Source organism: Pseudomonas sp. R3-52-08 (assembly GCF_003851745.1).
Lineage (GTDB): Bacteria > Pseudomonadota > Gammaproteobacteria > Pseudomonadales > Pseudomonadaceae > Aquipseudomonas.
Genome location: NZ_CP027730.1, coordinates 2,393,359 through 2,419,928 on the forward strand (window position 1 = coordinate 2,393,359; position 26,570 = coordinate 2,419,928).

A 26,570-nucleotide genomic window follows, 5' to 3' on the forward strand; every position below is an offset into this window, starting at 1 on the left:
AGCCTCGTTCTGTTTTTAAGCGTATTTACCCCACGGATGAAAGACGGGAGGTTTTTCGGGAAACTACCATGTCTTCCATGATTTCCCGTACGAGCCGGTTGATACCTGACTCGCCGTGGTAGCGGGCGCGGTTGATATTGGCGATGGTGAACTGATTGGCGTCAGGCGCAAGTACCGTGACGGACAGGCTGCTGTCTGGATTGATCGTGCAGGTAACACGGCAATTGCGCAGTCGCTGTGCAAGAGCATGCTCGATTTGCGCTTTGGTCAACGTGTCCATGGGATCACCGGCTAACAGGCTTTAACGGGTCAAGGTTAGCCCAAATATGCCGTACGTAAATGCTAGCTAATTAATGGCAAACCATTCGTCAGCCTCACGGCCTGTGCAGGGAACGTTCGTGTCCGGAAACTGGCCACATACAGCACAGGCTGATGAATAGGTTTAACAGGAGATCTTATGAAAAAGCTGTCTATGTGCTTGGGTTTTTGCAGCGTATTCCTGCTGCACGGCTGTTTCGACAACTCCGATAACACCACCAAAGACAACACCAGCGGCAGCAAGTCTTCGGTGCAGATGCAGGAGGGCAAGGCTGACGAGAGCAAGTAGGTCCAACTTGGCCAAATGTGGGAGGGGGCTTGCCCCCGATGGCGGTGTGTCAATGAATGCATGTGTAACTGACACACCGAATCGGGGGCAAGCCCCCTCCCACATGTGATCACCTATACCAAAGAGACCGCGCTCCAGCCTCAACGCATATGCAAAATGATCGGGCTGCTGCTCGCCGGGTCGGTATGCCCGCGCAGTTTGCCCACCGCCTGGGCGTCCACCGCGCCACCCTGGTTGCCCCAGGTACTGCGCACGTAGGTCAGCACCTGGGCGATGTCCTGGTCGGACAATTGCTCACGGAACGCCGGCATGCGATAGGCGTCGGGTATGCCGGCGGCCACTACCCGTTGCGAGCCGTTGAGGGTGATGTTGATCGCCGAGGCGCTTTCCTTGGCCAGTGCCGAGGTGGCGCCGGCCAGTGGCGGCATCCACTCCGGCTGGCCCTTGCCGTCCAGGCCATGGCAGGAGGCGCAGCGGGTAGCGTAGGTATGGGCGCCGGGGGCATCCGCACGCGCGTCGGCGGCCACGGCCTGATACTGCCAAGGCGTGCCATCGCGCTGTGGGTCGCCGGGCAGGGACTTGAGGTAACGGGCGATGGCGGCCAGGTCGTCGTCCGCCATGAACTGTGTGGAGTTGTTAAACGCTTCGGTCATCGAGCCGTAGACCACCGCATGCTGGTTGCGCCCGGTCTTGAGGAACTGCACGATCTGCGCCTCGCTCCAGCGGCCCAGGCCGGTGTTGGGGTCTTGGCGCAGGCTCGGTGCGTACCAGCCGTCGAGCAGCGCACCGGCCAGGAACGGGGCACCGGACTGGTCCAAGGCTTTCTCGTTGAAGGCCAGGCCGCGCGGCGTATGGCAACTGCCGCAGTGGCCAGGGCCTTGCACGATATAAGCGCCACGGTTCCACAGGGCGTCCTGGCTGGGGTTGGCGGCGTAGGCGGCGGTGGGCGCAAATACACCATTCCACAGGGCGATGGGCCAGCGCAGATTCAGCGGCCAGGGAATATCGCTGGGAATGTTCGGCTGATTGGCCGGCTGCACGTCCTTCATGAAAAACGCATACAGCGCCTTGATGTCGTCGTCGCTGAGTTTCACGTAAGACGGGTAGGGCATCGCCGGGTACAGCCGGCGCCCACCCGGCGCCACGCCGTGGCGTACGGCGCGGTCGAAGTCGGCAAGGCTGTAATTGCCAATGCCATGCTCGCGGTCGGGGGTGATGTTGGTGGCATGAATAGCCCCCAGCGGCGTGGCCATTTCCAGGCCACCGGCAAACGGCGCCTTGCCCGCCAGGCTGTGACAGGCCACGCAGTCGCTCAGACGCGCGACATACTCGCCGCGACTGACCAGTGCCGGGTCGACACTGGCGGTGTTTTGTTCTGCGAACGGCGAGGCGGGCTCGCGGGTGACGTACCAGGCCAGCAGGCCTGCCACGACCAGGCAGGGCAGCGCCAGCCAGCCTGCGGTTCTTGCGAATCGGCGGTTGTTCATGGGCATTCCCTGTGGGTTAACTGAAGGTGTAGCGGCTCAACGGCAAGCTGCGGATGCGCTGGCCGGTCAACTGCGCCACCGCGTTGGCCACGGCTGGCGCCACGGCGGGCAACGGTGGTTCGCCGATACCGCCCATTTTTTCGCCGCTCTCGACGATCTTCACGTGTACCCGCGCCATCCGCGAAGGCGGCAGGATCGGATACAGGTCGTAGTTGCGCGCCCGCGGCTTACCGTCCACGTAGACCGCTTCCTCCAGCAAGGTTTGCGACAAGCCCAAGGCCACGGCGCCGTTGACCTGGGCTTCAATGATCGCCGGGTTGACGATGCTGCCCGGGTCGATGGCCTGCCAGATGTCATGCACCTTGACCTGACCGTTGTCGATCGACACTTCGGCGATCACCGCCGCGTGGGAGCCAAACGGTGAGGCCATGGCCACGCCACGCGCCCGTCGGCTGCCGTCTTCGGCGGTGAACGGCCCGCGCTTCCAGCCGCCGGACAGTTCGCCCACCGCTTGCAGCAGAGTGGTCAGCCGCGCATTGTCGCGCAGCAGGTGCAGGCGCAGTTCGTACGGGTCATGGCCGCCCTTGTCGGCCAGTTCATCGAGGAACGCTTCATAGAAGAAGTCGTTCAACGAATTGCCCACCGAACGCCAGTAACCGAGCATGGCCGGGCCCTTGACGTAAATCTGGGCGATGCGCTTGTTGGGGATCGCATAACTTTTGCCGGACAGGCCCTCCAGGGCCGTGGGGTCGAGGGCGTCGCCTTGCTTGCCGGCAATCGCTTCGGTGGGGCCTTCGGTGGCGCTCACCGCTTCGATGGCCACAGGCAGGCCTTTGTCATCCAGCGCGGCGCGGAACTTGACCACCGCGACCGGGCGCAGCACATCGCGCACAAATTCTTCTTCACGGCTCCAGATCAGCTTGATCGGCCGGCCAACGGCCTTGGCCAGGGCGATGGCCTGCGGGTAAGGGTTGGCCGAGTCATACAAAAAATGCCGCCCGAAAAAGCCGCCGAGCAGCGGCGAATGCAGGGTGATTTGCTCAACGGCAAGGCCGGTGCGCTTGGCGATGTCGGCGCGGAACATATCCGGCGCCTGGTTCGGCAGCCACACCTCCAGCGTGCCGTCGGGGTTATAGCGCGCCAGTGCCGAAGGCGGCTCCAGCTGGGCGTGGTTGAGGTATTGGTTGTGATAGGTGGCGTCGACGCGGGTCTTGGCGCTGGCCAGCGCGGCGGCCACGTCTCCCTGGTTTTCGTCGTCGCGGGCCGGGCCTTGCTGGGCGGCGAGAAAGTCGCGGTATTTATCGCTGGAAAAGTCCGCCGGCATTGCGCGCACAGTGGAGTCGGCGGCCGCTTCCTGCCATTCCACCTGGATCGCTTCCACGGCCCGCTTGGCGTGCCACCAGCGTTCAGCAACCACCGCCACGGCGCCGGGCAGAGTATGCACCGAATGCACGCCCTTCATGGACTCGACCTGAGCCTGGTTGCGCAGGCTGCCCACCGTCATGCCCAGGCGCGGTGCGTGCTGCACGGCGGCGTGGAGCATGCCGTCGACTTTGAGGTCGATGCTGTACTGCGCCTTGCCGGTGGATTTGTCATAGGCATCCAGGCGTTTGACCGGCTTGCCGATCCAGCGGAACTGGCTCGGGTCGCGCAGGGTGATGCTGGCCGGGTCGGGCACGGGCATGTCCAGGGCGCGGCCGGCCAACTCGCCGTAACCCAGCGAGCGGCCCGACGCCGCATGCACCACCCGGCCGGGTTGCGTGGTCAGTTGCGCCACCGGCACACCGAGCTGTTCGGCACCTGCCTGCATCAGCATGGCGCGGGCGAGGGCGCCGAGGCGGCGCATGGTCGGGTAGCTCATGCGCACTGACATGCTGCCGCCGGTGATACGCAGGCCATTTTCCATGACCACATAGGCTTCACCGGGCGGTGCGGCTTCGACCACGAAAGTGGCAGGGTCGGCGTCCAGCTCCTCGCCGATGATCTGTGCCATGGCGGTGTGCGTGCCCTGGCCGCCTTCCATGAAGGGGCTGAGCAGGCGCACGCTGCCGTCCGGGCGAATCTCGAGGAAGGCCGGCACTTGGGTGCCGCGTTCAGCGGCGGCGCCCGTGGCAGCCTGCACCCTGGACGCGCCGAGGGGCAGGCCGAAGCCGATGACCAATGCACCGACGGCGGTGCTCGCCAGAAAGCGCCGGCGCGACAGGTTGATCGGTGCGTCCAGGGTCACGCCGGGCAGGATCTCGGACATCTTCATCAAACGCTCTCCTTGCCGGCGGCCAAATCATCCATGGCGGCGTGGATGGCATTGTAGGTGCCGCAGCGGCACAGGTTGATCATGGCCGCGTTGATCTGCTCTTTCGACGGTGCAGGAGTGTGCTTGAGCAGCGCCGTGGCCGCCATCACCTGCCCGGACTGGCAGTAACCGCATTGCGCCACCTGGCGCTCGACCCAGGCCGCCACCACGCGCTTGCCCACGTCATCGGCTTCAATCGCCTCGATGGTGGTGATCTCGCGACCGACCAACGCCGCCACCGGCGTGACGCACGAGCGCACCACGTTGCCGTCCACCAGCACCGAACACGCGCCGCACTGGGCCAGGCCGCAGCCGTACTTGGTGCCGGTCAGGCCCAGGTCGTCGCGGATCACCCACAGTAACGGCGTGTCGGCGTCGGCATCGACCTGATAGGCCTTTTGGTTAATACGTAATTCCATGGCGGCTCACCTGCTGATCATCGGTTGGTGGTGCTGAGTTCTTAGCGTTCTTATAGGAGAGGTGCGACCGCAGGTCGCCCATCGTCGAACTCTAGACCAGCGCGCAAGGGCCATCTATGCAATAGCCCACAAGTTCAGAGGATCAGGCAAGTATTCAACAGGATTGGGTCAATGGGGCGCCAGCAAGCTCGCTCCCGCAGCGCTGCGGATACCTTCCAGGAGCATGGTGAACGCCGGGTTGTCGTTGTGCTCGCGCCAGATCAGGTGCAGCTCGCTCTGCGCGCCTTCGCCCAGGTCGATATCGCGGAACACCACGTTCTTGAACACCACGCTGCTGGCGCAACGCGGCACCAGGGCCAGGCCCATGCCGGCGTTGACCAAGGCGAGGATGGTCAGGGACGAGCCGAGCCACTGCACATACTCCGGCGCGACACGGGCCGAGCGCAGCAGGCCGGTGAGCAACTCGTTGAACGGCGGGTAGGCGGAATGGGCGTACATCAGGAACGGCTGCGCATCCAGGTCTTGCACGCTGACGGTCTCTGCCTGAGCCAGCCGATGACTGCTCGGCACCGCCAGCACAAATGGCTCGCGCACCAGGCATTCAGTGGCGTATCCGGGCTCCAGCAGCGGCGCGCGGACGATGCCCAGGTCGATGCGTCGGGCGCGCAGGGCTTCGTATTGCTGGTAGGTGTTCATCTCGGACAGGTCGATCTTGACGTGGGGCTGCTTGAGGCGTGCCTCGGCAATCACTTTGGGTAAAAACTCATACACCGCGCTGCCGACGAAGCTGATATTGACCGTACCGATATCGCCCTCGGCAAAGCGTCGCGCGGTGACGGCCGCTTGCTGGGCGCGCTCGAGCAGGTTCTGCGCCTCGATGAAAAAAGCCCGGCCGGCGGCGGTCAGGGCGACGCTGCGGGTGGTGCGGGTAAACAGCTCCACGCCCAGGTGATGCTCGAGCAACTGGATCTGCCGGCTGAGGGGCGGCTGCGTCATGTTCAGGCGTTCGGCCGCCCGCCGAAAATTCAGCTCGGTGGCCACGGTAGTGAAGCAGCGCAGTTGGGTCAGTTCGAACATTGATCTAATTCCAGTATCAATCGAATGCCAGGTTAGATTAGACGGGAACAATCCTCGGCGTCCATCATCGGTCTGCCCCTAGAAAAAACAATCCCTAAAAAAACGATCCCTAAAAAAACAATGACTGGGAGTTGCCCGTGGATACCCTTCACAATCCGCCAGACCCGAGCGTGCTTGCCCGCGCTGCCGCCAAGGTCAAGCGCCATGTCCTGCCGCTGTTCGTGGTGATGTTCATCGTCAACTACATCGACCGGGTCAATATCGGCTTCGTGCGCAGCCATATGGAAACCGACCTGGGCATTGGCGCGGCGGCCTATGGCTTGGGCGCCGGGCTGTTCTTCATCGGCTATGCGATTTTCGAAGTGCCATCCAATTTGCTGCTGCAACGCTACGGCGCGCGGGCCTGGCTGACGCGCATCATGTTCACCTGGGGCGCGGCCGCGATGGGCATGGCCTTTGTGCAGGGAGAAACCAGTTTCTACGTGTTGCGCTTTGTGCTCGGCGCCGCCGAAGCCGGGTTCTTTCCCGGCATCATCTACTACTTCACGCAGTGGCTGCCGGCCAGCGAGCGCGGCAAGGCCATGGCGGTTTTCCTCAGCGGTTCGGCCATTGCCTCAGTGATCTCCGGGCCGGTGTCGGGCGCGCTGCTGAATGTCAGCGGGTTCAGCCTGCATGGCTGGCAATGGATGTTCCTGATCGAAGGCTTCGCCTCCATCGTGCTCTGCGGGTTTGTGTGGTTCTGGTTGCAGTCCCATCCCCATCAGGCCAAGTGGCTCAGTGACGAGGAAAAACACGCGCTGGTCAGTGCCATTGCGCTGGAGCAGCAGGCGCGCGAGGCGAGCCAGTGCGTGCGGCCGTCGATGTTCAAGCTGTTGGCCGACAAACAGATCGCGCTGTTCTGCTTTATCTACTTCTCCATCGCCCTGACCATCTACGGCGCCACCTTCTGGCTGCCGAGCATGATCAAGAAAATGGGCAATCTGGGTGACTTCCAGGTGGGCTTGTTCAATGCCATTCCGTGGTTGATTTCCATCGTCGCCATGTACGGCTTCGCGGCGCTGGCCAGCAAGTGGAAGCACCAGCAAGCCTGGGTGTCGCTGATGCTGGTGATCGCGGCGTTCGGCATGTTCATGTCTACCCTGGGCGGGCCGGTGTTTGCGTTCGTCGCCATCTGTTTTGCCGCGATTGGCTTCAAGGCCGCGTCGGCGCTGTTCTGGCCGATTCCCCAGGGCTACCTGGATGCGCGGATCGCGGCGGCGGTGATTGCCTTGATCAATTCGGTGGGCAACCTGGGCGGGTTCGTCGCGCCTACTACCTTCGGTTTGCTGGAGCAGACCACCGGGTCCATCGAGGGCGGGCTCTACGGCCTGGCCGCCACTTCGCTGGTGGCGGCGGTGGTGGTGTTCTTTGCCCGCACCGCACCGCGTGGCGGTACACCGTCCAACCCATCCACCGCGCCTCACCCTTTGTCTTCAGATCCACAGGGAGCCGTCTCTTGAAAATTATCCGCGTCACCGTCACCCCGATTGCCTTTCGCGACCCGCCGCTGTTGAACGCCAGCGGTATCCACGAGCCTTTCGCGCTGCGCTCGATCATCGAGATTGAAAGCGACACCGGCTACATCGGCCTCGGCGAAAGCTATGGCGATGCTCCGGCACTGGCGATCCAGCAACAGGTACAGCAACAGCTGATCGGCCTGGACCCGTTCAATCTCAATGGCCTGCGCGCTATCGTGCAGGCCACCGTGGCCGCGCATAAACCGCTGAGCGTGGCCGGTGCGGAACTGGCGCCGGGCTCCCATGCCAGCAAAGCCGTGAGCAATGCCTATTCGGCGTTCGAAGTGGCGTTTCTCGACCTGCAGGCGCATTCGCTGAATGTACCGCTGGTGGACCTGCTCGGCGGCGCGATCCGTGACCAGATCCCGTTCAGCGCCTACCTGTTTTTCAAATACGCCGAACACATTGATTCGCCCTACAAGCCCGACAGCTGGGGCGAAGCCCTGACTGAAGCGCAGATCGTCGCCCAGGCTCGGCGCATGCTCGAGACCTACGGTTTCAAAAGCATCAAGCTCAAGGCCGGCGCACTGGAACCCGAGCATGAAGTGCGCTGCATCAAGGCGCTGAAAAAGGCCTTTCCCGGTGTGCCGCTGCGCATCGACCCGAACGCTAACTGGTCCCTGGCCACCTCGATTCGCATGGCCGAACTGCTCGGCGATGACCTGCAATATTACGAAGACCCGACCCCCGGCCTGGAGGGCATGGCCGAGCTGCACACACGCACCGGCTTGCCCCTGGCGACCAATATGGTGGTCACCGATTTTGACGAGTTCCGCCGCAGCGTGGCGCTGAACAGCGTGCAGATCGTACTGGCGGACCATCATTACTGGGGTGGCCTGCGCGATACCCAGGTGCTGGCGAAAATGTGCCACACCTTCGGCCTGGGCGTGTCGATGCACTCCAACTCACACTTGGGCATCAGCCTGATGGCCATGGCCCACGTCGCGGCGTCGGTGCCCAACCTCGACTATGCCTGCGATACGCATTACCCCTGGCAGGAGCCGGACGAAGAAGTGATCAAGGGTGGCAAGCTGCCCATCGTCGACGGCTGCGTGAGCATCACCCGCGCGCCGGGGCTGGGCCTGGAGCTGGACCACGATCAGTTGGGCAAGCTGCATGACCAATACCTCAGTTGCGGTATCCGCCAGCGGGACGATGTGAAACAGATGCAGCGCTATCAACCGCAGTGGAAAACCGTCAAACCACGTTTCTGAAGCCGGTCGCTTGCTTTGCCCGGTGCCGTACTCGCGTGCGTCGCCGGGCCTTTTTTATGCGCTGCCTCAGCCCTCGAATCGAAACCCTCCCGCCAGCTGCGCCTTTAAAAAACCTACCAGCGCGTTCACTGCCTTCGGCACATGGGGCGAGTAGGGGCGGATCAGGTAGATTTCATCGGCAAATGCGCCCTTGAGCGTCCACCCCTTCAATACCTGCACCAGCTTGCCCTCGGCCAGCGCCGCATGGGCGCTGAAATCCGGCAGCAGGGCGATGCCCAAGTGATTGAGCGCCGCGTCGCGCAGGGCTTCGCTGTTGTTGGTGGCGAAGCTGCCGGCGATGGGCACGGTCAGGCGTTCGAGGTGTTTGCTGCCGCGTTCGAAGGTCCAGGCCGGCTGGTCGGCGCCCCGTGGGTAAAACAGACAGTTGTGTGCCGACAGGTCGCCCGGCTCGCGGGGTTCGCCATGGCGCTGCAGGTAATCGCGGGTGGCGACCAGCACCGAGGCGGTGTCGCAGAGCTTCCAGGCCACATGGGTCTCGGGTATCTGGAAACCATGGCGCACGGCCAGGTCGTAACCTTCGGCGGCCAGCGAACTCAAGGCGTCGGAAACGTCCAGCTGGATGCGCACCTGCGGGTATTGCTGCAAGAATTGCGGCAGATGCGGCACCAGCTGTTGCCGAGCGAACGCCACCGGCGCGGTCAGCCGCACCAGGCCACGCACTTCGCCGGCCAGGTCACGCACCGCAGAGAAACTGCGGGCGATGTGTTCATAGGCGCTGCGAACCTCGCGGGTCAACGACAGCCCCGCATCGGTCAGCCGTACGCTGCGCGTGGTGCGCGTCACCAGGCGGGTGCCGGTGGCTTTTTCCAGGTCGGAAATCCGCTGGCTCACCGCCGACTTGCTCACCCCAAGACGCGCGGCAGCGGCAGTGTAGGTGCCGTGTTCTTCCAGCACTGACAGCCAATGGATGTGAGTCCACAGCCCTTCGATCTCAGCTTTTTCCATGGGGTATTGTTCGCCAGGCTGCACAATAAGTTCAGGATTCTGCTCTGGTTCGGAACAAAGCGAAAGCCTAAGGTGTGTACCAACGCCAACCACCTGGATCGCCTGCCATGCCGATTACCCTTGAGCACTACATCAATGACCAGCGCGTGAGCCGCGATGATCGCTATCAGGACGTCTACAACCCGGCCACCGGCGCAGTCACCGCGCGCGTGGCCCTGGCCAGCCGCCAGACCGTGGCCGAAGCCGTCGACGCCGCCCAGGCCGCCTTTGCCGACTGGGCCGACACCCCGCCGATCCGCCGCGCCCGTGTGCTGTTTCAATACCTGCACCTGCTGCGTGAGCGCAAGGACGACCTGGCGCGCATTATCGTCGCCGAACACGGCAAGGTGTTTACCGATGCCCAGGGCGAAGTCGACCGTGGTATCGACATCCTCGAGTTCGCCTGCGGCATTCCCAACCTGCTCAAGGGCGAACATTCCGACCAGGTTTCCCGTGGCATGGACAACTGGACAATGCGCCAGCCGCTGGGCGTGGTGGCCGGCGTCACGCCGTTCAACTTCCCGGTGATGGTGCCCATGTGGATGTACCCGATCGCGATTGCGGCGGGTAATACCTTCATTCTCAAGCCCAGCCCCACCGACCCGAGCGCCTCGTTGTTCATGGCCGAGCTGCTGCGCGAAGCGGGCCTGCCCAAGGGCGTGTTCAACGTGGTGCAGGGCGACAAGGAAGCGGTGGATGCGCTGATCGAACACCCGGACGTCAAGGCCGTGAGCTTTGTCGGTTCCACGCCGATTGCCCAGTACATCTACGAAAGCGGTGCGCGTAACGGCAAACGCGTGCAAGGCCTGGGCGGCGCGAAAAACCATATGGTGGTGATGCCCGACGCGGATATCGAGCGCACCGTCGACGCCCTGATGGGCGCCGCCTACGGCAGTGCTGGCGAGCGTTGCATGGCAATCTCGGTGGCGGTGCTGGTGGGCGATGTGGGTGACAAGGTCATCGCTGCCTTGACCGAACGCGCCAAGCAACTGCGCATTACCGATGGCCGCGATCTCAAGGCCGAAATGGGCCCGATCGTGTCCCGCGCTGCCCTGGAGCGGATCAGCGGCTATATCGAGCAAGGCGTTCAAGCCGGCGCGCAATTGCTGCTTGATGGCCGCGACTACGTGCCCACCGAAGCGGGTTTGGAAAATGGCTTCTGGCTTGGCGCGACGCTGTTCGACCACGTCACCAAGGAAATGAGTATCTACCGCGAAGAAATCTTCGGCCCGGTGCTGGCCTGTGTACGTGTGGATGATTTCGCCGCCGCAGTGAAACTGGTCAACGACCACGAGTTCGGCAACGGCGTCAGCTGCTTCACCCGCGACGGCAACATTGCCCGCGAATTTGCGCGGCGCATCGAAGTGGGCATGGTCGGTATCAACGTACCGATCCCGGTGCCGATGGCCTGGCATGGGTTTGGTGGCTGGAAAAAAAGCCTGTTTGGCGACATGCATGCCTATGGCACCGAGGGCGTGCGTTTTTACACCAAGCAGAAATCGATCATGCAGCGTTGGTCGGAGAGCATCGAGCAGGGCGCGGAGTTTGCGATGCCGGTGTCGAGGTAAGGTTTACCCTGCTCCAAAAAAAATGCGCCCAATCGGGCGCATTTTTTTGTGCGGTCAGCTATCGCCGGTCAGGCAATCGCATCCCAGGCCCGATCACCGTGCTCGTCTTTGATCCGAGTCGGCAAGCCCATCACGTCCAGCGCTTTGAGGAACGGCTCAGCCGGCAGTTCCTCGACGTTGGCCATGTGTTTGACATCCCACTCGCCGCGCGCCACCAGCAGCGCAGCGGCTACCGGTGGGACGCCTGCGGTGTACGAGATGCCTTGGCTGTCGGTCTCGGCAAAGGCTTCTTCGTGATCAGCCACGTTGTAGATGAACATCTCGCGCGGCTGGCCGTTCCGGGTGCCTTTGACCAGGTCACCAATGCAGGTTTTGCCGGTATAGCCCGGTGCGAGCGATGACGGGTCAGGCAGTACCGCCTTGACCACTTTCAACGGCACCACTTCCAGGCCTTCAGCGGTTTTGACGGGCTTCTCGGAAAGCAGGCCGAGGTTTTTCAGTACGGTGAATACGTTGATGTAGTGTTCACCGAAGCTCATCCAGAAACGCACATTGGGCACGTCGAGGTTTTTCGACAGCGAGTGCACTTCATCGTGGCCGGTGAGGTAGAGGTTCTGCGAACCGACTACCGGCAGGTCGTCGGTGCGTTTGACTTCGAACATGGTGTTGCTGGTCCACTGGCTGTTCTGCCAGCTCCACACCTGTCCGGTGAACTCGCGGAAGTTGATTTCCGGGTCGAAATTGGTGGCGAAGTATTTGCCGTGGGAGCCGGCATTGACGTCGAGAATGTCGATCGAATCAATGCGGTCGAAATGCTGTTGCTGCGCCAGCGCGGCGTACGCGTTGACGACACCCGGGTCGAAGCCCACGCCAAGGATGGCAGTGATGTTCTTCTGTTTGCATTCTTCCAGGTGGTTCCATTCGTAGTTGCCGTACCACGGCGGGGACTCGCAGACCTTGCCCGGCTCTTCGTGGATGGCGGTGTCGAGGTAAGCCACGCCCGTATCGATGCAGGCACGCAGCACCGACATGTTGAGAAACGCGGAACCCACGTTGATGACGATCTGCGAGTCGGTCTCGCGGATCAGGGCCTTGGTCGCTTCCACGTCCAGGGCGTTCAGCGCGAAGGCCTGGATGTCGGCGGGTACCTTGAGGCTACCCTTGGCCTTGACGCTGTCGATGATGGCCTGGCATTTGGAGATGTTGCGCGACGCGATAGCAATACGACCGAGTTCGTCGTTGTGCTGCGCGCACTTGTGGGCCACCACCTTGGCGACACCTCCTGCACCAATGATAAGAACGTTCTTTTTCAATTGCTTTATTTCTCCTATATCCGCCAGCTTACGAAAGGCTGGACAGGTAGTCGTCGTAACCAAATTCACGAACCACTTCGACTGTACCGTCGAGTTGTTTCACTACGATGGACGGCATTTTCAGGCCGTTGAACCAGTTTTTCTTGACCATGGTGTAACCAGCGGTGTCGATGAACGACAGCCGATCGCCGATGGCCAGCGGACGATCAAATTGATACTCGCCGAAGATGTCGCCGGCCAGGCAGGATTTGCCGCACACCATATAGGTATGCTCACCCTCGCTCGGCGCCAGCTTGGCGTTGAGGCGGTAGATCAGCAGGTCCAGCAGGTGGGCTTCGATGGAGCTGTCGACCACGGCGAGGTGTTTACCGTTGTAGAGCGTGTCGAGCACGGTGACTTCCAGGGACGCGCTGTTGGTGATCGCCGCTTCGCCGGGCTCCAGGTACACCTGCACGCCATACTTTTCGGAGAATGCCTTCAACCGTGCGCAAAATGCATCCAGCGCATAGCCTTCACCGGTGAAATGGATGCCGCCGCCGAGGCTGACCCACTGGACCTTGTGCAGCAGCGCGCCGAAGCGTTCTTCGATGGTGCCGAGCATGCTGTCGAACAGGCTGAAATCGCCGTTCTCGCAGTTGTTGTGGAACATGAAACCGGAGATTTGATCGATCACGCCGTCGATCTTCACCGGGTCCCACTCGCCCAGGCGGCTGAACGGACGCGCCGGGTCGGCCAGCAGGTAATCGGAGCTGCTCACCTGTGGGTTGACGCGCAGGCCACGGGTCTTGCCTTCGGAACGTTCGGCAAAACGCTGCAGTTGGCTGATGGAGTTGAAGATGATCTTGTCGCAGTTATCCAGCATCTCTTCGATTTCATCGTCGGCCCAGGCCACGCTGTAGGCGTGCGCTTCACCTTCGAACTTCTGGCGACCGAGCTTCAACTCATACAGCGACGACGAGGTGGTGCCGTCCATGTATTGCTGCATCAGGTCGAACACCGACCAGGTGGCAAAGCACTTGAGCGCCAGCAGAGCCTTGGCGCCGGACTGCTCGCGCACGTAGGCAATCTTCTGCATGTTGACCAGAAGCTTCTGTTTATCGATGAGGTAGTACGGCGTTTTGATCATTTTTGAGAGCCTGCGGCGGTGCCTGCCAAAAAAGGACACGCATTGTGCCCGCACTTGGATCAGATCGAAAGGTTAGCCGGCGGATTTTGCTGTGCCGGTTTTACGATCTTAACCACTGAGTATGACTACTGATCGTTCCCACGCTCTGCGTGGGAATGCATCCCATGACGCTCCGCGTCACCTCACAAGCGGGACGCAGAGCGTCCAGGCGGCGTTCCCACGCAGAGCGTGGGAACGATCAACGCTGTGTAGCCAGGCTTCACTGACATCAAACCGTCATCTCCCCACCACCTTCCTGCCACATTCCCCCGTTACTGTCCTCGCCAATGAGATCGATCTCAAGCGAGTGACAATGACTGACCTGAAAGACGTTGCGCAGCTGGCTGGCGTATCCCGCGCCACTGCCGCCCGCACCTTTGCCTCCCCCGACCAGGTGCGCCCGGCCACTCGCGAGCAGGTGTTTGCCGCTGCCCGTGAGTTGGGCTTTCGGCCCAACTTGCTCGGTCGCCAACTGCGCCTACAAACCACCCGGTTGATTGGCGTGGTGGTGCCCAACTTGCTCAATCCGGTGTTCGCCGAACAGTTCCAGGCCATGGAACGTGCGGCGCGGTTGCGCGGCTACAGCCTGGTGTTGGCGACCACCGACTACAGCGCTGAACGCGAAAGCATGGTGGTGGAAGAACTGCTGCGCCAACGTGTCGACGGCCTGGTACTGACGGTCACCGATGCCGAGAGCAACAGCGTGCTCAACAGCCTTGCCAGCGAACAGACCCCGTTCGTGCTGGCCTACCACCAACCGAGCAACCCCAGCTACAGCGCCGTGTCGGTCGACAACCGCGCCGGCATGGCCATGGCCACCCGATATCTGCTGGAAGCAGGGCACCGGCGCATCAGCATGGTTGCGGGCCCCGCGTTGCAGTCCGACCGTGCGCGCCTGCGTTACGCCGGTTACTGCGACGCGATGCAAGCCTACGGCCTCAAGAGCCGCCCGGTGATCGAAATGCCCGCGCACACCCAGGCTGAATTCGTCGCCATCGAGCCGTACCTCGAAGGCCCCGAGGCGCCCACGGCACTGGTGTGTTCCAACGACTTCCTCGCCATCAGCCTGATCGCCGAACTGCGTCGCAACGCCTGGCACGTACCCGAGCAACTCTCGGTGATGGGCTTTGACGGCATCGACCTCGGCACCCAGATGCACCCAACCCTGTGCAGCGTGGTGCAGCCCATCGCGCTGCTCGCCAGCACAGTGATTGACCAATTGCTGGCGCAGATCGCCGGCAACGCCCCGATTTCCCATTGCCTGCCTTGCCATATCCGGCCGGGCGAAAGCACTCAACCCCACGAGGAATCCCTTGATGCGCGCATTGCGTAAAACCCTGGCCGCCGTGCTGCTGTGTGGTATGGCCAGCCTGGCCCAGGCCGCCGACACCGCAATTTGCTACAACTGCCCGCCGGACTGGGCCGACTGGGGTACCCAGCTCAAGGCCATTGCCGCCAGCACCGGCGTGCAAGTGCCGCTGGATAACAAGAACTCCGGCCAGTCGCTGGCGCAACTGGTGGCCGAAAAGGCCGCACCCGTCGCCGACGTGGTGTACTACGGGGTGACCTTTGGCCTGCAGGCGCAAAAAGCCGGCGTGGTCGACGGCTACAAACCCAAGGGCTGGGAGCAGATCCCCGCCGGCCTGAAAGACCCGGCGGGCCAGTGGTTCGCAATTCACTCCGGCACCTTGGGCATCATGGTCAACGTCGATGCATTGGGTGGCCTGCCGGTGCCGCAAAGCTGGGCCGACCTGCTCAAGCCGCAATACAAAGGCATGGTCGGCTACCTGGACCCGTCCAGCGCCTTTGTTGGCTACGTCTCTGCTGTGGCGATCAACCGCGCGATGGGCGGCGACCTGGACAACTTCGCCCCGGCCATCGACTACTTCCAGAAACTGGCGAAAAACGCGCCCATCGTGCCCAAGCAGACCGCCTATGCGCGGGTGCTGTCCGGCGAATTGCCGATCCTGGTGGACTACGACTTCAACGCCTACCGCGCCCGTTATAAGGACAACGCCAACGTCGCCTTCGTGATCCCCAAAGAGGGCAGCATCAGCGTGCCCTACGTGATGAGCCTGGTGGCCAACGCGCCGCACCGCGGCAATGGCGAAAAGGTGCTGGACTTCGTGCTGTCGGACGAAGGCCAGGCACTCTGGGCCAACGCTTACTTGCGTCCGGTACGCCCGGTGCAGATGCCGGCTGAGGTCGCCGCGCAGTTCCTGCCCGACAGCGACTATGCGCGCGCCGGCGTGGTGGACTACCAGAAAATGGCCGCCGTGCAGGAAGCCTTCGCGGCCCGTTATCTGAACGAGGTCAAGTAAGTGGCCACATCGGCAAAACGTGCGGCCTGGGCGCTGGCCCCGGCCTTTGCGGTGCTGTTCGCATTCTGGCTGCTGCCGCTGGCGCACTTGATCGTGCTCGGTGGCGAAAGCCGCGACAGCCACGGCAGCGGCTATTGGCAGGTGCTCAGCAGCGCGCAGTACCTGGGCAGCCTGGCGCAGACCTGTGTGCTGGCCATCGTTGTGACGTTCACGGCGTTGTTGATTGGCGGCATCAGCGGCGTGTTTCTCGCGCGCCAGCGGTTTTTCGGGCGCTCGGCGTTGGTGGCCTTGCTCACGTTTCCCCTGGCGTTTCCCGGGGTGGTGGTGGGCTTCCTGGTCATCCTGTTGGCCGGGCGCCAGGGGCTGCTGGCGTCCCTCGGCCTGCAGTTGGCCGGTGAACGCTGGATCTTTGCCTATTCGCTGGCCGGGTTGTTTGTCGGCTACCTGTATTTCTCGATTCCACGCGTAATCCTCACGGTGATGGCGGCCTGCGAAAGCCTCGACCGTAGCCTGGAAGAAGCCGCGCATTCGCTGGGCGCCGGGCATTGGCGCGTGGTCTGCGACGTGATCGTGCCGGGCCTGGCGCCGGCGCTGGCGTCGTGCGGGGCGATCTGTTTTGCCACGTCCATGGGCGCCTTCGGCACGGCCTTTACCTTGGGCACGCGGCTGAACGTCACCCCGGTGGCGATCTACAACGTGTTCACCAACTACGCCAACTTTGCCGTCGCCGCCGCGTTGTCGGTGGTGCTTGGCGTGGTGACCTGGGCGGTGTTGTTGCTCACGCGATGCCTGGTGAAAAACGCGGGGACTGTCCTGTGAAGCGTTCAGCGCTGTTTGTGATTCAACTGCTGTTCACCTTGCTGGTGTGCGCGTTCATGTTGGTGCCGGTGCTGATGTCGTTGCTGGCAGGGTTGACGCGCAATTTCTTCGTCGGCGTGTCCAGCGGCCTGACCTTCGATTGGCTGGTGCAGGTATGGCAGGTCTATTCGCCGACCGTGTGGCTGTCGCTGCAACTGGCCCTGGCCTGCGCAGTGTGCGTCTGCGTGATCGGCGTGCCGGCGGCCTACGCCCTGGTGCGCATGAACAACCGCTTCAGCCGCGCCTTCGAGGAACTGATGGTGCTGCCGGTGGCGATGCCGGGCCTGGCCAGTGCGCTGGCCTTGCTGCTCACCTACGGCCAGTTCGGCACGTTTCGCAGCAGTTGGTTGTTCATCCTGGTGGGCCATGTGCTGTTCACCTTACCGTTCCTGGTGCGCCCGGTGATGGCGGTGATGCAGCGCCAGCATCTGCCGGAGCTGGAAGAGGCGGCGGCCAGCCTTGGCGCCGGGCCCATCAAACGCTTTTTCAGCGTGGTGGTGCCTAACAGCCGGGCAGGGATTCTGGCGGGTGTGCTGATGGTAGTCACCTTGTCCCTGGGTGAGTTCAACCTGACCTGGATGCTGCACACGCCGATGACCAAGACCTTGCCGGTCGGCCTGGCCGACAGCTACGCCTCGGCGCGCCTGGAAATCGCCAGCGCCTATACCCTTATCTTTTTGCTGATGATCGTGCCGCTGCTGATTGCATTGCAGGCCATCAGTGCCCGTTTATCCCGTGGAGAGCGTCGATGACCGCTATCACTATCCGCCTGCAAGGCTGTCGCAAGGCATTCGCCGACGGCACCGTGGCCGTGCATGACCTGGACCTGACCGTCGAAGGCGGCGAAACCCTGGCGATTCTTGGTCCATCGGGCTGTGGCAAAACCACCACCTTGCGCCTGATCGCCGGGCTGGAGCGCCCGGATGTGGGCCAGGTGTTTTTCGGCGACGACGACGTCACGCGCCTGCCCATCGAGCGTCGCGACGTGGGCATGGTGTTCCAGAATTACGCGCTGTTTCCCAACCTGGATGTGGCCGGCAATATCGTCTACGGCTTGAAGATTCGCGGGATATCGGTGCTTGCGCGCAACAAGCGCTGCGACGAATTGCTGGAGCTGGTGGGCCTGCAACAGCATGGCAAGCGCAGCATCCACGAATTGTCCGGTGGCCAGCGCCAACGCGTGGCCCTGGCCCGTGCCCTGGCGCCGCGCCCGAAGGTCCTGTTGCTGGATGAACCGCTGGCAGCCCTCGATGCGCAACTGCGTGAGCGCCTGCGCAGTGAGCTGAATGAACTGCTGCGTGGCCTGGGCATCACCTCGGTGTTCGTCACCCACGACCAGGGCGAAGCCATGGCCCTGGGTGATCGCATCCTGGTGATGGAGCACGGCCGCGTCGCGCAACTGGCCAGCCCGCGGGACATTTACCAGAAACCGGCGAATGCGTTTGTCGCCGGTTTTGTCGGCAACCTGAATGCCTTTCACGTGCTGGACCAGTCGGTCCATGGCTTGAAGGTGAGCGGCGGTGTGCTGCCGTGGCACACGGCCAGTCAACCCACCACGGTGTACTGCCGCCCCGAACACCTGCGGGTCATGGACGGCGAAGGGCACTTGCACGGCCATCTGCTCGCACAGTTTTTCCAGGGCGCGCAAAGCCGCTTGCTGGTGGACGTGGGCGGCCCGCAACCGCTGCTGGTGGACAGCAGCGACAACCACCTGTACGCCGTCGGCGCGCCGATTGCCCTGGCAATCGCGCCGCACATTTTGTTCACCCTGAATGCGTGAGGGTCTGCTTGTGAATCGTCCGTTTCTTGTCGCACAGATCAGCGACCTGCACCTTAAAGCTGGCGAGCGCCTCACCTATGGCGTCGTCGATACCCTGGGCGCGCTGCGTCGTGCCGTCGACCACCTCAACGCCAGCCATCCACGGCCCGATATCGTGGTGGTCAGCGGCGACCTGGTGGACTTCGGTCGCCCGGATGAGTACGCCGTGCTGCACCCCGAACTCGCACGCCTGCACATGCCGTGCTACCTGGTGCCCGGCAACCACGACACACGCGGTCCGTTGCTCGAAGCATTCCGTGATCACGCCTATTTGCCGTCGTCGGCAGAGGGGCCGCTGGACTGGGTGGTGGACGAGCATCCGCTGCGTTTGATCGGCCTGGACTCGACCATCCCCGGTGGCCATGGCGGGCAATTGCTGGACAGCCAGTTGCAGTGGCTGGACGAGCAACTGGCGCGACGTCCCGATGCGCCGACCTTGCTGATTCTGCACCACCCGCCGTTTATCAGCGGCATCGGCCATATGGACCGCGAACCGTTTATCAATGCCGCCGCCCTGGAAACAGTCGTGGCGCGCCACCCGCAAGTTGAACGCCTGCTGTGCGGGCACCTGCACCGGCCGATGCAGCGGCGTTTTGGTGGCAGCTTGAGCTGCGTGTGCCCCGGCACCTCTCATCAGATCGTGCTGGATTTGCAAGCCACCGCGCCCGCGCATTTCAACCTGGAACCGGCGGGATATCTGTTGCATCGCTGGGACGCGCAACAGGGGTTGCTCAGCCACAACGGCGTGTTCGGGGATTACCCCGGGCCGTATCCGTTCTATGACGTTCATGGGTTGATTGACTGATCCGATTGACTGATCAATCCCGGTCTAAACATGAGTGGAACTTGTGATCATCTAAAATAAAATGAGTTTGTCTCACTATCGGCATCTGCCGACAATGGCTGCCATTGAATACCTACAGTGGAGTTGTAAGTCATGGCAGTCGCTCATTCCCTCGGATTCCCGCGCATTGGACGCGACCGTGAACTGAAGAAAGCGCAGGAAGCGTTCTGGAAGGGCGAACTCGACGAAGCCGGCCTGCGTGCCGTGGGCCGCGACTTGCGCAAGGCTCACTGGGCGCTGCAAAAACAAGCGGGCATTGAGCTGCTGCCCGCCGGTGATTTCGCCTGGTATGACCAGGTGCTGACCCACTCGCTGATGTTTGGCGTAGTCCCCGAGCGTTTCCGCCCAGCCGATGGCCAAGCCACGTTGCAGACGTTGTTCGGCATGGCCCGTGGCGTCAGCGATAATTGCTGCGGTGATGCTCACGCCCAGGAAATGACCAAGTGGTTCGATACCAACTATCACTACCTGGTGCCGGAGTTCAGCGTCGACCAGCAATTCCACCTGGGGTGGGAACAGTTGTTCGAAGAAGTCCAGGAAGCGCGCGACCTCGGGCACAGCGTCAAGCCGGTCGTCATTGGCCCGCTGACCTACCTGTGGCTGGGCAAGGCCAAGGGCGGTGATTTTGACAAGCTCGAGCTGCTCGACCGCCTGCTGCCACTGTATGGTCAGATTTTCCAGCGCCTGGCCGAGCTGGGCGTGGAGTGGGTGCAGATCGACGAGCCGATCCTGGTGCTCGACCTGCCGCAGGCCTGGAAGAATGCCTTTGAGCGCGCCTATAACCTGATCCAGCGCGACCCGCTGAAAAAGCTGGTCGCCACCTACTTTGGCGGGCTGGAGGAAAACCTCGGCCTGGCCGCCAACCTGCCGGTCGATGGCCTGCACATCGATCTGGTGCGGGCGCCGGAGCAATACCCGACCATTCTCGATCGCCTGCCCGCGTATAAAGTGCTGTCCCTGGGCCTGGTCAATGGCCGCAACGTATGGCGCTGCGACTTGGAAAAAGCCCTGGCGACGGTGCAGCACGCCCATGAAAAACTGGGCGATCGCCTGTGGGTGGCGCCGTCCTGCTCACTGCTGCACAGCCCCGTGGATCTGGCGCGTGAAGACCAGTTGGACGCCGAGGTGAAAAGTTGGCTGGCCTTCGCCCTGCAAAAGTGCGCGGAAGTCGCGGTACTGGCCCAGGCCGTCGACCAACCCGAGGCGCCAAACGTGCTGGCAGCGCTGGCGGAAAGCCGCACGGTACAGGCTGCGCGTGCCGCTTCGCCGCGTATTCACAAGCCTGCTGTGCAAGCACGCGTTGCCGCTATCAGCGCCCAGGACAGCCAGCGCCAGTCGCCCTTTGCCCAGCGTATCGAGAAACAACGGGCCGGCCTCGACCTGCCGCTGTTTCCAACCACCACTATCGGTTCGTTCCCGCAAACCGCGTCGATCCGTCTGGCGCGTCAGTCGTACAAGGCCGGCAGGTTGAGCGAAGCCGACTACGTCGATGCGATGCACAGCGAGATCAGGCACGCCGTCGAGGTACAGGAAAACATTGGCCTGGATGTACTGGTGCACGGTGAAGCCGAGCGTAACGACATGGTCGAATACTTCGCCGAGCAATTGGACGGCTATGCGTTCACCCGTTTCGGTTGGGTGCAGAGCTACGGTTCGCGCTGTGTGAAACCGGCGCTGATTTATGGCGACTTGAGCCGTCCGAAGGCAATGACGGTGGAGTGGATTCGCTATGCCCAGGGCCTCACGCGCAAGGTGCTCAAGGGCATGCTGACCGGCCCGGTGACCCTGCTGATGTGGTCGTTCCCACGGGAAGACGTGAGCCGCGAAGTGCAGGCCCGGCAACTGGCCCTGGCGATCCGTGACGAAGTCGTCGACCTGGAAGCCGCCGGCATCAAGATCGTGCAGATCGACGAGGCCGCATTCCGCGAAGGCTTGCCATTGCGTCAGGCGCAATGGCAGCACTACCTGGACTGGGCCACCGAAGCGTTCCGCCTGTGCGCCTGCGGCGTGCGTGACGACACCCAGATCCACACCCACATGTGCTACAGCGAGTTCAACGATGTGATCGAATCCATCGCGGCAATGGACGCCGACGTGATCACCATTGAAACCTCGCGCTCGGACATGGCATTGCTGGACGCGTTCGAAGCCTTCGCTTACCCCAACGACATCGGCCCTGGCGTCTACGATATTCACTCGCCACGTGTGCCGGACGTTGCGCAGATGCTCGACTTGCTGCGCAAGGCGGCCAAGCGGATTCCGACGCAACGGTTGTGGGTAAATCCCGATTGCGGCCTGAAAACCCGTGGCTGGCCGGAGACGCAAGCGGCGTTGGTTAACATGGTCGCGGCGGCGCGCCAACTGCGTGCGGAACTGGGTTAACCGCAAAGATTGCGCGGCTGGCGTTCGTGTTGTCAGTCATACTGGCACCCATGACTTTCGACTCGCCGCTCGCCGCTTATCAAGATGCTATCGCCCAGCAGGGTTTCGTGCCCGACGACGCTCAGCGCCGTGCGGTGCAGGCCTTGCAAACCTGTCACCAGGCGTTGCACCAAGGCCGTTCGCCGATTGCCGGCGTTTACCTGTGGGGGCCGGTGGGGCGCGGCAAGACCTGGTTGATGGACCAGTTCTATCAAAGCCTGCGCGTGCCGGCGCGGCGTCAGCATTTTCATCACTTCATGGGCTGGGTACACCAGCGCTCGTTCCAGCTCAGCGGTATCAAGGACCCGCTGCAGGCGTTGGCGCGGGAACTGAGCCGGGACGTGCGCGTGCTGTGTTTCGATGAGTTGTTCGTCAATGACATTGGTGACGCGATCATTCTCGGTCGTCTGTTCCAGGTGATGTTCGAGGAGGGCGTGGTGATGGTCTGTACGTCCAATCAACCGCCTGAGCAGCTGTACGCCGAGGGTTTCAACCGTGAACGGTTCGTGCCGGGCATCGAGGCGATCAAGCAGCATATGCAGGTGGTGGCAGTGGACGGTGGCGAGGATCATCGCTTGCACGCCGGTGTGGGCCTGCAGCGCTACTGGGTGAATCAGCCCGAGGCACTGGCCACGGTGTTCAAGCAACTGAGCGCGGGGCAAACGGTCAGCGAGGGGAGGGTGGTGAACGTGGGCCATCGCACGATTACGGCGGTGCAGGCCAGTGACGCGGTACTGTGGTGCCGCTACGCCGAGCTCTGCGAGCAGCCGCTGGCCGCGATGGATTTCATGCTGCTGTGTGATCGCTTCAAGGCCATCCTGTTGGCGCAGGTGCCCAACCTCAGCGCACCGCAGCGCCCGGGGCGGATCGCCCGTGGTACCGAAGACGGGGCCGAGCGCGTTGTCGCAGGGGACCGTCAATTGCCGGAGCTGTCGGTGCACGACGACAGCGTGCGACGCTTTATCGCGCTGGTGGATGAATGTTACGACCGCAAGGTGCCGTTGTTCATCGAAGCCCAAGTGCCACTGGAACGTCTGTATACCGAAGGCTACCTGGCGTTTCCTTTTCGTCGCACCTTGAGCCGCTTGCGAGAAATGCAGCTGCAGCGCTTCGGCGCCTGACCCCGGCAAGGGCTTTGGATGCCTGCAACCTGGGCGCTTTCTGTCAGGCATTTGTCGTTAATCGCCTTCATCTGCTGCCGCATCCACGCTTACAATCACCCTTCTCAAAGGGAATCGATTCCCTGGTTGTCGTTATCGAGGACGGAAATGGACACCCCAGACATCCTGGTGCTGCAAGCCAGCTACACCAACGCCGTGCACGCGGATGCCATCGGCTCGCTGCTCAACCACTATGCTGAAGATCCAATGGGCGGCGGCCACACCTTGCAAGCTGACCTGTTGCAGCAACTGCCTGGGGAACTGGCCAAGCGCCCCTATGCGTTCAGTGTGCTGGCGTTCGTCGGGGGTGAGCCAGCCGGGCTGGTCAATTGCTTCGAGGGCTTCTCGACATTCGCTTGTCGACCCTTGGTCAACGTTCATGATGTGGTGGTGGCGAAACAGTTTCGTGGCTTGGGCTTGAGCCAGAAGATGCTGCAGAAAGTCGAGGAAATCGCCCGGCAGCGCGGGTGCTGCAAAATCACCCTGGAAGTGCTTGAAGGCAATGAGTTGGCACAGTCGGCGTATCGCAAGTTCGGTTTCGACGATTCGGTTTTTGATCCTGCCCATGGCCGTATGTTGTTCTGGAACAAGGCACTGTAATAAAAAAATTGCAAAAAAAAAGGCGCCATTGAATGGCGCCTGATAAACCTTTGCCAAGGGAGCGCAATGGCAGAGGGTGGTGCGGATTAACTCAGCATTAATTAACTATTGGGTTGTGCTGTTTCGGCAGTAGTGGCTTTAACCGGTTTGCCGTCGGCGGACGCAACTTGTTGTTCAGCCTTGCCGTGGGTTTTTTCCTGAATGAAGCTGAAGTTGTTATAGAACTCTTTCGAACGCTCTGAACCGCCTTCTGCAAAGGCGGCGGCGGAGGTCAGGGTCATCAGGCTGGCGAGCATCAAGGTCGAAAGTTTCATGGCGGTATTCCCATTAGATTGATAGGTGATCGGTCACTCCCTGATCTGATCGTGGGGCGACTATGGCGTTATCCTATTAAGTGGGAATTAACGAAGTTCACCAGCGAAGTTAACAATTTTGTTAACTTTGCGAGGGGCCGTTATAGCCTCCAGTCAAGTGCCAGCGTGACCGAACGTGGATCGCCCCAATACACACCATTATAAAAGCCAACGCGTTCGTAATATTTCTTATCAAATAGATTGTTGACATTAACCGACGCCGTAACATGTTCATCGAACTGGTAGCGCGACATCAGGTTGACCACGGTGTAGCCCTGTTGCGTGATTTTCTCCCGCGTGGTTATCGGTCTGCCTTCGCTGTTGCGCGCCCCCGTGGGGCGGTCGCCGAAGTCATACATCTCGCTCTGCCAATTCACCGCGCCGCCCACGGTCAGATTGCGCCAGGCCCCCGGCAGACGATAAGCGCTGGATAACTTCAACAGGTTCAACGGCTGGCCGGTGTTGTTGCGTGTGCCTGCGCCATTCACCGAATGGGTGTAGGTGTAGCCCGCAGTCAGGTTCCAGTCCGGCGTGATTTCCCCGGCCGCTTCCAGCTCGAACCCGCTCACCTTGTTGCCCTTGCCGCCGGACTTGTAGTACTCCTCGCCGGTGGCCGGGTTGCGCGGCACCGAGTCGTCCCGCTCGGCGACGTTGTCCTGGGTGCTCCAGAAATACGCGGCGGCCAGGTTCAGACGCTCGTTGAGTACGCTGCCCTTGAGCCCCACCTCATAGTTGCTGCCCACCACGGGTTCCAGGTATTTCTTGTTGGCATCACGCGCATCCTGCGGCTTGAAAATGTCGGTGTAACTCGCGTAGAGGGTGTATTGCGGCGTGATGTCGTAAAGCAGCCCGGCGTAGGGCGTCCACATGTCGTTATGGGTTTGCCCGGTTTTGCCGGACGCGGTCAGTTGATCGTTGGCGTCGTATTTGGGGGTAGCGCTTTGCAGCTCCCAACTGCCGTAGCGGCTGCCGAGTACGGCGTGCAGGCGGTCAGTCAGGCTCAGTCGAGTCGCGAGGTAACCGGCTTTCTGTTGTTTCTTGCTGTGCTCACCCTTGAGGTCGGTGACGTAATCGCTGAACTTGCCGATGCCGCCCATGTGTTTCCAGTCCTCGATGGAGTAGTAGCTGGAGGGCAGGTCGGTGCGCATGAAGGGCGAACTGTCCCGCTGCGCGGCCTCGCCATAACCCATCATCAGCGCGTGTTCACGGCCCAGCAACGCGTAGCTGCCGGCCAGGTTGAGGTCGATGGCTTCCATTCTCGAGGTGCCGCGCATATGGCTGGCCCAGGCCGTCATGCCGCTGCGGTCGGCGTTGGGGAACCCCGCGCCGCCGTAATACACCTTGCCATCGGTATCGCTCTGGCGATGGGTGTAGGCCGCCTTCAGGTGCCAGTCGCCGCCCAACCGATGATCGAGGGTGGCGAAGGTGGTTTTGTCGGTCAATGGCCAGGAACTCCAGTGCGCCGCCATATTGGTGGAGCGCGACAGTCCGGCCTTGCCGCCCTGGCTGTTCCAGTACGGCACGGTGCCCCAGGAGGTGCCTTGTACCTGCTTGTCCTGATAATCGAAGCCTACGGCCAGCACGGTGTCGTCGGAAAGGTCACCCTCGAGAATGCCGTAGCCGACCGCCCGCTGCAGGGCATAGTTGTCGCGAAAGGATTTGCTGTCGCGGTAGGCCAGGACGCTGCGCCCGCGCAGTTTGCCGTCGAAGGCCAGCGGGCCGCCGACGTCGAGGTAGCTGTAGTAGTTGTCATGGGTAGCGCCGCTGATCCCGGTTTTCGCCTGCCATTGGGCGGTAGGGCGCTTGCGTACCATGTTGACGGTGGCCGAGGGGTCACCCGCGCCCGTCGTCAGGCCGGTGGCGCCGCGAACCACTTCGATCCGGTCATAGATAATGGTGTCGGCGTCGCTCTTCATGTAGCCGAAGGTGTTGAGCATTCCGTCAATCTGGAAATTGCTGATGCCGTAACCACGGGCGGTATAGGACACGCGGTCCGAATCATTGTGCTGGACGTTGACACCGGTGGTCTGGCGCAACACATCGGTCAGGGTGTTGAGATTGAAATCGTCCATCTGCTGGCGCGTGATCACCGAGATCGATTGCGGGGTCTCCTTGATCGACAGGTTCAGGCGCGTGGCGGTGCTCATGGAGCCAGTGGTGTAGGCGCCGGTGTGCTCGGTGGTCGCACCCAGGCCTTCGGCAGTGACCGTGGTGGCGCCCAGTTCGAGGGCGTTCGCGGGGGCATGTTCGGGATCGGTTTCGGCCAGCAGTTCAGGGCTCAGCACAAGGCTGAACAGGCCAAGGGTAAAGGTGATGGAACGGGTAAACGGCGCGAGCATCGCGGCAAACTCCTTGTCGTCTTTGAGACCGCCCCGGATGGGGTGGGCATGGCTCAAAGACGAAAGGAGGCGCGGAACTTTAGGCTTTAACGAGAATGATTGTTATCTTCTT

Annotated in this window: 23 protein-coding genes; 13 read left to right on the forward strand and 10 right to left on the reverse strand. The window is 62.1% G+C overall.

All coding sequences use genetic code 11. The annotated features are described in order from the left end of the window. Positions 1–25 precede the first annotated feature (25 nt). Positions 26–280 (reverse strand): hypothetical protein, encoded by a 255-nt coding sequence (locus tag C4J91_RS11170; RefSeq protein WP_124362361.1) that lies wholly within the window; start codon positions 278–280, stop codon positions 26–28. Positions 281–457: 177 nt separating this feature from the next. Here C4J91_RS11170 and C4J91_RS27550 point away from each other — a divergent pair, with 177 nt between their 5' ends. Continuing rightward, on the forward strand, positions 458–607 hold the full coding sequence (locus C4J91_RS27550) for a hypothetical protein (RefSeq protein WP_164484531.1): 150 nt from the start codon (positions 458–460) through the stop codon (positions 605–607). Positions 608–747: 140 nt separating this feature from the next. Here C4J91_RS27550 and C4J91_RS11175 read toward each other — a convergent pair whose 3' ends face one another. The 4 genes from C4J91_RS11175 to C4J91_RS11190 form a co-directional block, all read right to left on the reverse strand. Further along, the gene (locus C4J91_RS11175) at positions 748–2,094 is read right to left on the reverse strand and encodes a cytochrome c (protein ID WP_124362362.1); all 1,347 of its coding nucleotides are present in this window, start codon (positions 2,092–2,094) and stop codon (positions 748–750) included. Between the two features lie 16 nt (positions 2,095–2,110). Then, entirely contained in the window at positions 2,111–4,348 is a 2,238-nt protein-coding gene (locus tag C4J91_RS11180; protein ID WP_124362363.1) for a molybdopterin cofactor-binding domain-containing protein, read from the reverse strand. Next, entirely contained in the window at positions 4,348–4,806 is a 459-nt protein-coding gene (locus tag C4J91_RS11185; protein ID WP_124362364.1) for a (2Fe-2S)-binding protein, read from the reverse strand. Before C4J91_RS11185 ends, C4J91_RS11180 begins: the two co-directional genes overlap by 1 nt. A gap of 168 nt (positions 4,807–4,974) precedes the next feature. Next, complete coding sequence (locus C4J91_RS11190) at positions 4,975–5,883, reverse strand: LysR family transcriptional regulator (RefSeq protein WP_124362365.1); 909 nt, start codon at positions 5,881–5,883, stop codon at positions 4,975–4,977. Positions 5,884–6,020: 137 nt separating this feature from the next. Here C4J91_RS11190 and C4J91_RS11195 point away from each other — a divergent pair, with 137 nt between their 5' ends. Beyond that, a complete protein-coding gene (locus tag C4J91_RS11195; RefSeq protein ID WP_124362366.1) occupies positions 6,021–7,382 on the forward strand; it encodes an MFS transporter in 1,362 nt (453 codons plus the stop codon). Continuing rightward, positions 7,379–8,653: a glucarate dehydratase family protein gene (locus tag C4J91_RS11200; RefSeq protein WP_124362367.1), complete on the forward strand. Its 1,275-nt coding sequence runs from the start codon at positions 7,379–7,381 to the stop codon at positions 8,651–8,653. The genes C4J91_RS11195 and C4J91_RS11200 overlap by 4 nt, the downstream gene beginning before the upstream one ends. Positions 8,654–8,719: 66 nt before the next feature. Here C4J91_RS11200 and C4J91_RS11205 read toward each other — a convergent pair whose 3' ends face one another. Then, positions 8,720–9,658, reverse strand: coding sequence for a LysR family transcriptional regulator (locus C4J91_RS11205; protein WP_124362368.1), 939 nt, complete (start codon positions 9,656–9,658; stop codon positions 8,720–8,722). Between the two features lie 107 nt (positions 9,659–9,765). Here C4J91_RS11205 and C4J91_RS11210 point away from each other — a divergent pair, with 107 nt between their 5' ends. Next, the gene (locus tag C4J91_RS11210; protein WP_124362369.1) at positions 9,766–11,265 is read left to right on the forward strand and encodes a CoA-acylating methylmalonate-semialdehyde dehydrogenase; all 1,500 of its coding nucleotides are present in this window, start codon (positions 9,766–9,768) and stop codon (positions 11,263–11,265) included. Positions 11,266–11,333: 68 nt separating this feature from the next. Here the strand turns inward: C4J91_RS11210 and C4J91_RS11215 are convergent, their stop codons facing one another. Both C4J91_RS11215 and C4J91_RS11220 read right to left on the reverse strand, forming a co-directional pair. Further along, positions 11,334–12,578, reverse strand: coding sequence for a saccharopine dehydrogenase family protein (locus C4J91_RS11215; protein ID WP_124362370.1), 1,245 nt, complete (start codon positions 12,576–12,578; stop codon positions 11,334–11,336). Between the two features lie 28 nt (positions 12,579–12,606). Beyond that, entirely contained in the window at positions 12,607–13,704 is a 1,098-nt protein-coding gene (locus C4J91_RS11220; protein ID WP_124362371.1) for a carboxynorspermidine decarboxylase, read from the reverse strand. A 352-nt stretch (positions 13,705–14,056) separates the two neighbouring features. On the opposite strand from C4J91_RS11220, the gene C4J91_RS11225 reads away from it, so the two are divergent. From C4J91_RS11225 to C4J91_RS11265, 9 genes are all read left to right on the forward strand, one after another. Then, positions 14,057–15,076, forward strand: a complete 1,020-nt coding sequence (locus tag C4J91_RS11225; RefSeq protein ID WP_124362372.1) for a LacI family DNA-binding transcriptional regulator — start codon at positions 14,057–14,059, stop codon at positions 15,074–15,076. Then, positions 15,060–16,064: an ABC transporter substrate-binding protein gene (locus C4J91_RS11230; protein ID WP_124362373.1), complete on the forward strand. Its 1,005-nt coding sequence runs from the start codon at positions 15,060–15,062 to the stop codon at positions 16,062–16,064. Before C4J91_RS11225 ends, C4J91_RS11230 begins: the two co-directional genes overlap by 17 nt. Further along, positions 16,065–16,883 carry an iron ABC transporter permease gene (locus tag C4J91_RS11235; protein ID WP_124362374.1) on the forward strand — a complete coding sequence of 273 codons (819 nt, stop codon included), beginning with the start codon at positions 16,065–16,067 and terminating at the stop codon, positions 16,881–16,883. Next, positions 16,880–17,674, forward strand: a complete 795-nt coding sequence (locus tag C4J91_RS11240; RefSeq protein WP_124362375.1) for an ABC transporter permease — start codon at positions 16,880–16,882, stop codon at positions 17,672–17,674. Before C4J91_RS11235 ends, C4J91_RS11240 begins: the two co-directional genes overlap by 4 nt. Next, a complete protein-coding gene (locus tag C4J91_RS11245; protein WP_124362376.1) occupies positions 17,671–18,702 on the forward strand; it encodes an ABC transporter ATP-binding protein in 1,032 nt (343 codons plus the stop codon). Before C4J91_RS11240 ends, C4J91_RS11245 begins: the two co-directional genes overlap by 4 nt. 10 nt (positions 18,703–18,712) lie before the next feature. Further along, positions 18,713–19,546: a phosphodiesterase gene (locus C4J91_RS11250; RefSeq protein ID WP_124362377.1), complete on the forward strand. Its 834-nt coding sequence runs from the start codon at positions 18,713–18,715 to the stop codon at positions 19,544–19,546. 132 nt (positions 19,547–19,678) lie between these two features. Continuing rightward, complete coding sequence (metE, locus tag C4J91_RS11255; RefSeq protein ID WP_124362378.1) at positions 19,679–21,967, forward strand: 5-methyltetrahydropteroyltriglutamate--homocysteine S-methyltransferase; 2,289 nt, start codon at positions 19,679–19,681, stop codon at positions 21,965–21,967. Positions 21,968–22,017: 50 nt separating this feature from the next. Then, entirely contained in the window at positions 22,018–23,127 is a 1,110-nt protein-coding gene (zapE, locus tag C4J91_RS11260) for a cell division protein ZapE (RefSeq protein WP_124362379.1), read from the forward strand. A 147-nt stretch (positions 23,128–23,274) separates the two neighbouring features. Beyond that, entirely contained in the window at positions 23,275–23,766 is a 492-nt protein-coding gene (locus tag C4J91_RS11265; RefSeq protein ID WP_124362380.1) for a GNAT family N-acetyltransferase, read from the forward strand. A gap of 101 nt (positions 23,767–23,867) precedes the next feature. Here the strand turns inward: C4J91_RS11265 and C4J91_RS11270 are convergent, their stop codons facing one another. Both C4J91_RS11270 and C4J91_RS11275 read right to left on the reverse strand, forming a co-directional pair. Then, the gene (locus C4J91_RS11270) at positions 23,868–24,080 is read right to left on the reverse strand and encodes a hypothetical protein (protein ID WP_124362381.1); all 213 of its coding nucleotides are present in this window, start codon (positions 24,078–24,080) and stop codon (positions 23,868–23,870) included. A gap of 140 nt (positions 24,081–24,220) precedes the next feature. Next, positions 24,221–26,458: a TonB-dependent siderophore receptor gene (locus C4J91_RS11275; protein WP_124362382.1), complete on the reverse strand. Its 2,238-nt coding sequence runs from the start codon at positions 26,456–26,458 to the stop codon at positions 24,221–24,223. Positions 26,459–26,570: the final 112 nt, after the last annotated feature.

Coding starts and splice junctions, on each gene's coding strand:
- C4J91_RS11205 (WP_124362368.1), bottom strand. CDS start 9,658: ATGGAAAAAGCTGAGATCGAAGGGCTGTGGACTCACATCCATTGGCTG.
- C4J91_RS11210 (WP_124362369.1), top strand. CDS start 9,766: ATGCCGATTACCCTTGAGCACTACATCAATGACCAGCGCGTGAGCCGC.
- zapE (WP_124362379.1), top strand. CDS start 22,018: ATGACTTTCGACTCGCCGCTCGCCGCTTATCAAGATGCTATCGCCCAG.
- C4J91_RS11265 (WP_124362380.1), top strand. CDS start 23,275: ATGGACACCCCAGACATCCTGGTGCTGCAAGCCAGCTACACCAACGCC.
- metE (WP_124362378.1), top strand. CDS start 19,679: ATGGCAGTCGCTCATTCCCTCGGATTCCCGCGCATTGGACGCGACCGT.
- C4J91_RS11180 (WP_124362363.1), bottom strand. CDS start 4,348: ATGAAGATGTCCGAGATCCTGCCCGGCGTGACCCTGGACGCACCGATC.
- C4J91_RS11225 (WP_124362372.1), top strand. CDS start 14,057: ATGACTGACCTGAAAGACGTTGCGCAGCTGGCTGGCGTATCCCGCGCC.
- C4J91_RS27550 (WP_164484531.1), top strand. CDS start 458: ATGAAAAAGCTGTCTATGTGCTTGGGTTTTTGCAGCGTATTCCTGCTG.
- C4J91_RS11185 (WP_124362364.1), bottom strand. CDS start 4,806: ATGGAATTACGTATTAACCAAAAGGCCTATCAGGTCGATGCCGACGCC.
- C4J91_RS11230 (WP_124362373.1), top strand. CDS start 15,060: ATGCGCGCATTGCGTAAAACCCTGGCCGCCGTGCTGCTGTGTGGTATG.
- C4J91_RS11220 (WP_124362371.1), bottom strand. CDS start 13,704: ATGATCAAAACGCCGTACTACCTCATCGATAAACAGAAGCTTCTGGTC.
- C4J91_RS11270 (WP_124362381.1), bottom strand. CDS start 24,080: ATGAAACTTTCGACCTTGATGCTCGCCAGCCTGATGACCCTGACCTCC.
- C4J91_RS11175 (WP_124362362.1), bottom strand. CDS start 2,094: ATGAACAACCGCCGATTCGCAAGAACCGCAGGCTGGCTGGCGCTGCCC.
- C4J91_RS11245 (WP_124362376.1), top strand. CDS start 17,671: ATGACCGCTATCACTATCCGCCTGCAAGGCTGTCGCAAGGCATTCGCC.
- C4J91_RS11190 (WP_124362365.1), bottom strand. CDS start 5,883: ATGTTCGAACTGACCCAACTGCGCTGCTTCACTACCGTGGCCACCGAG.
- C4J91_RS11170 (WP_124362361.1), bottom strand. CDS start 280: ATGGACACGTTGACCAAAGCGCAAATCGAGCATGCTCTTGCACAGCGA.
- C4J91_RS11275 (WP_124362382.1), bottom strand. CDS start 26,458: ATGCTCGCGCCGTTTACCCGTTCCATCACCTTTACCCTTGGCCTGTTC.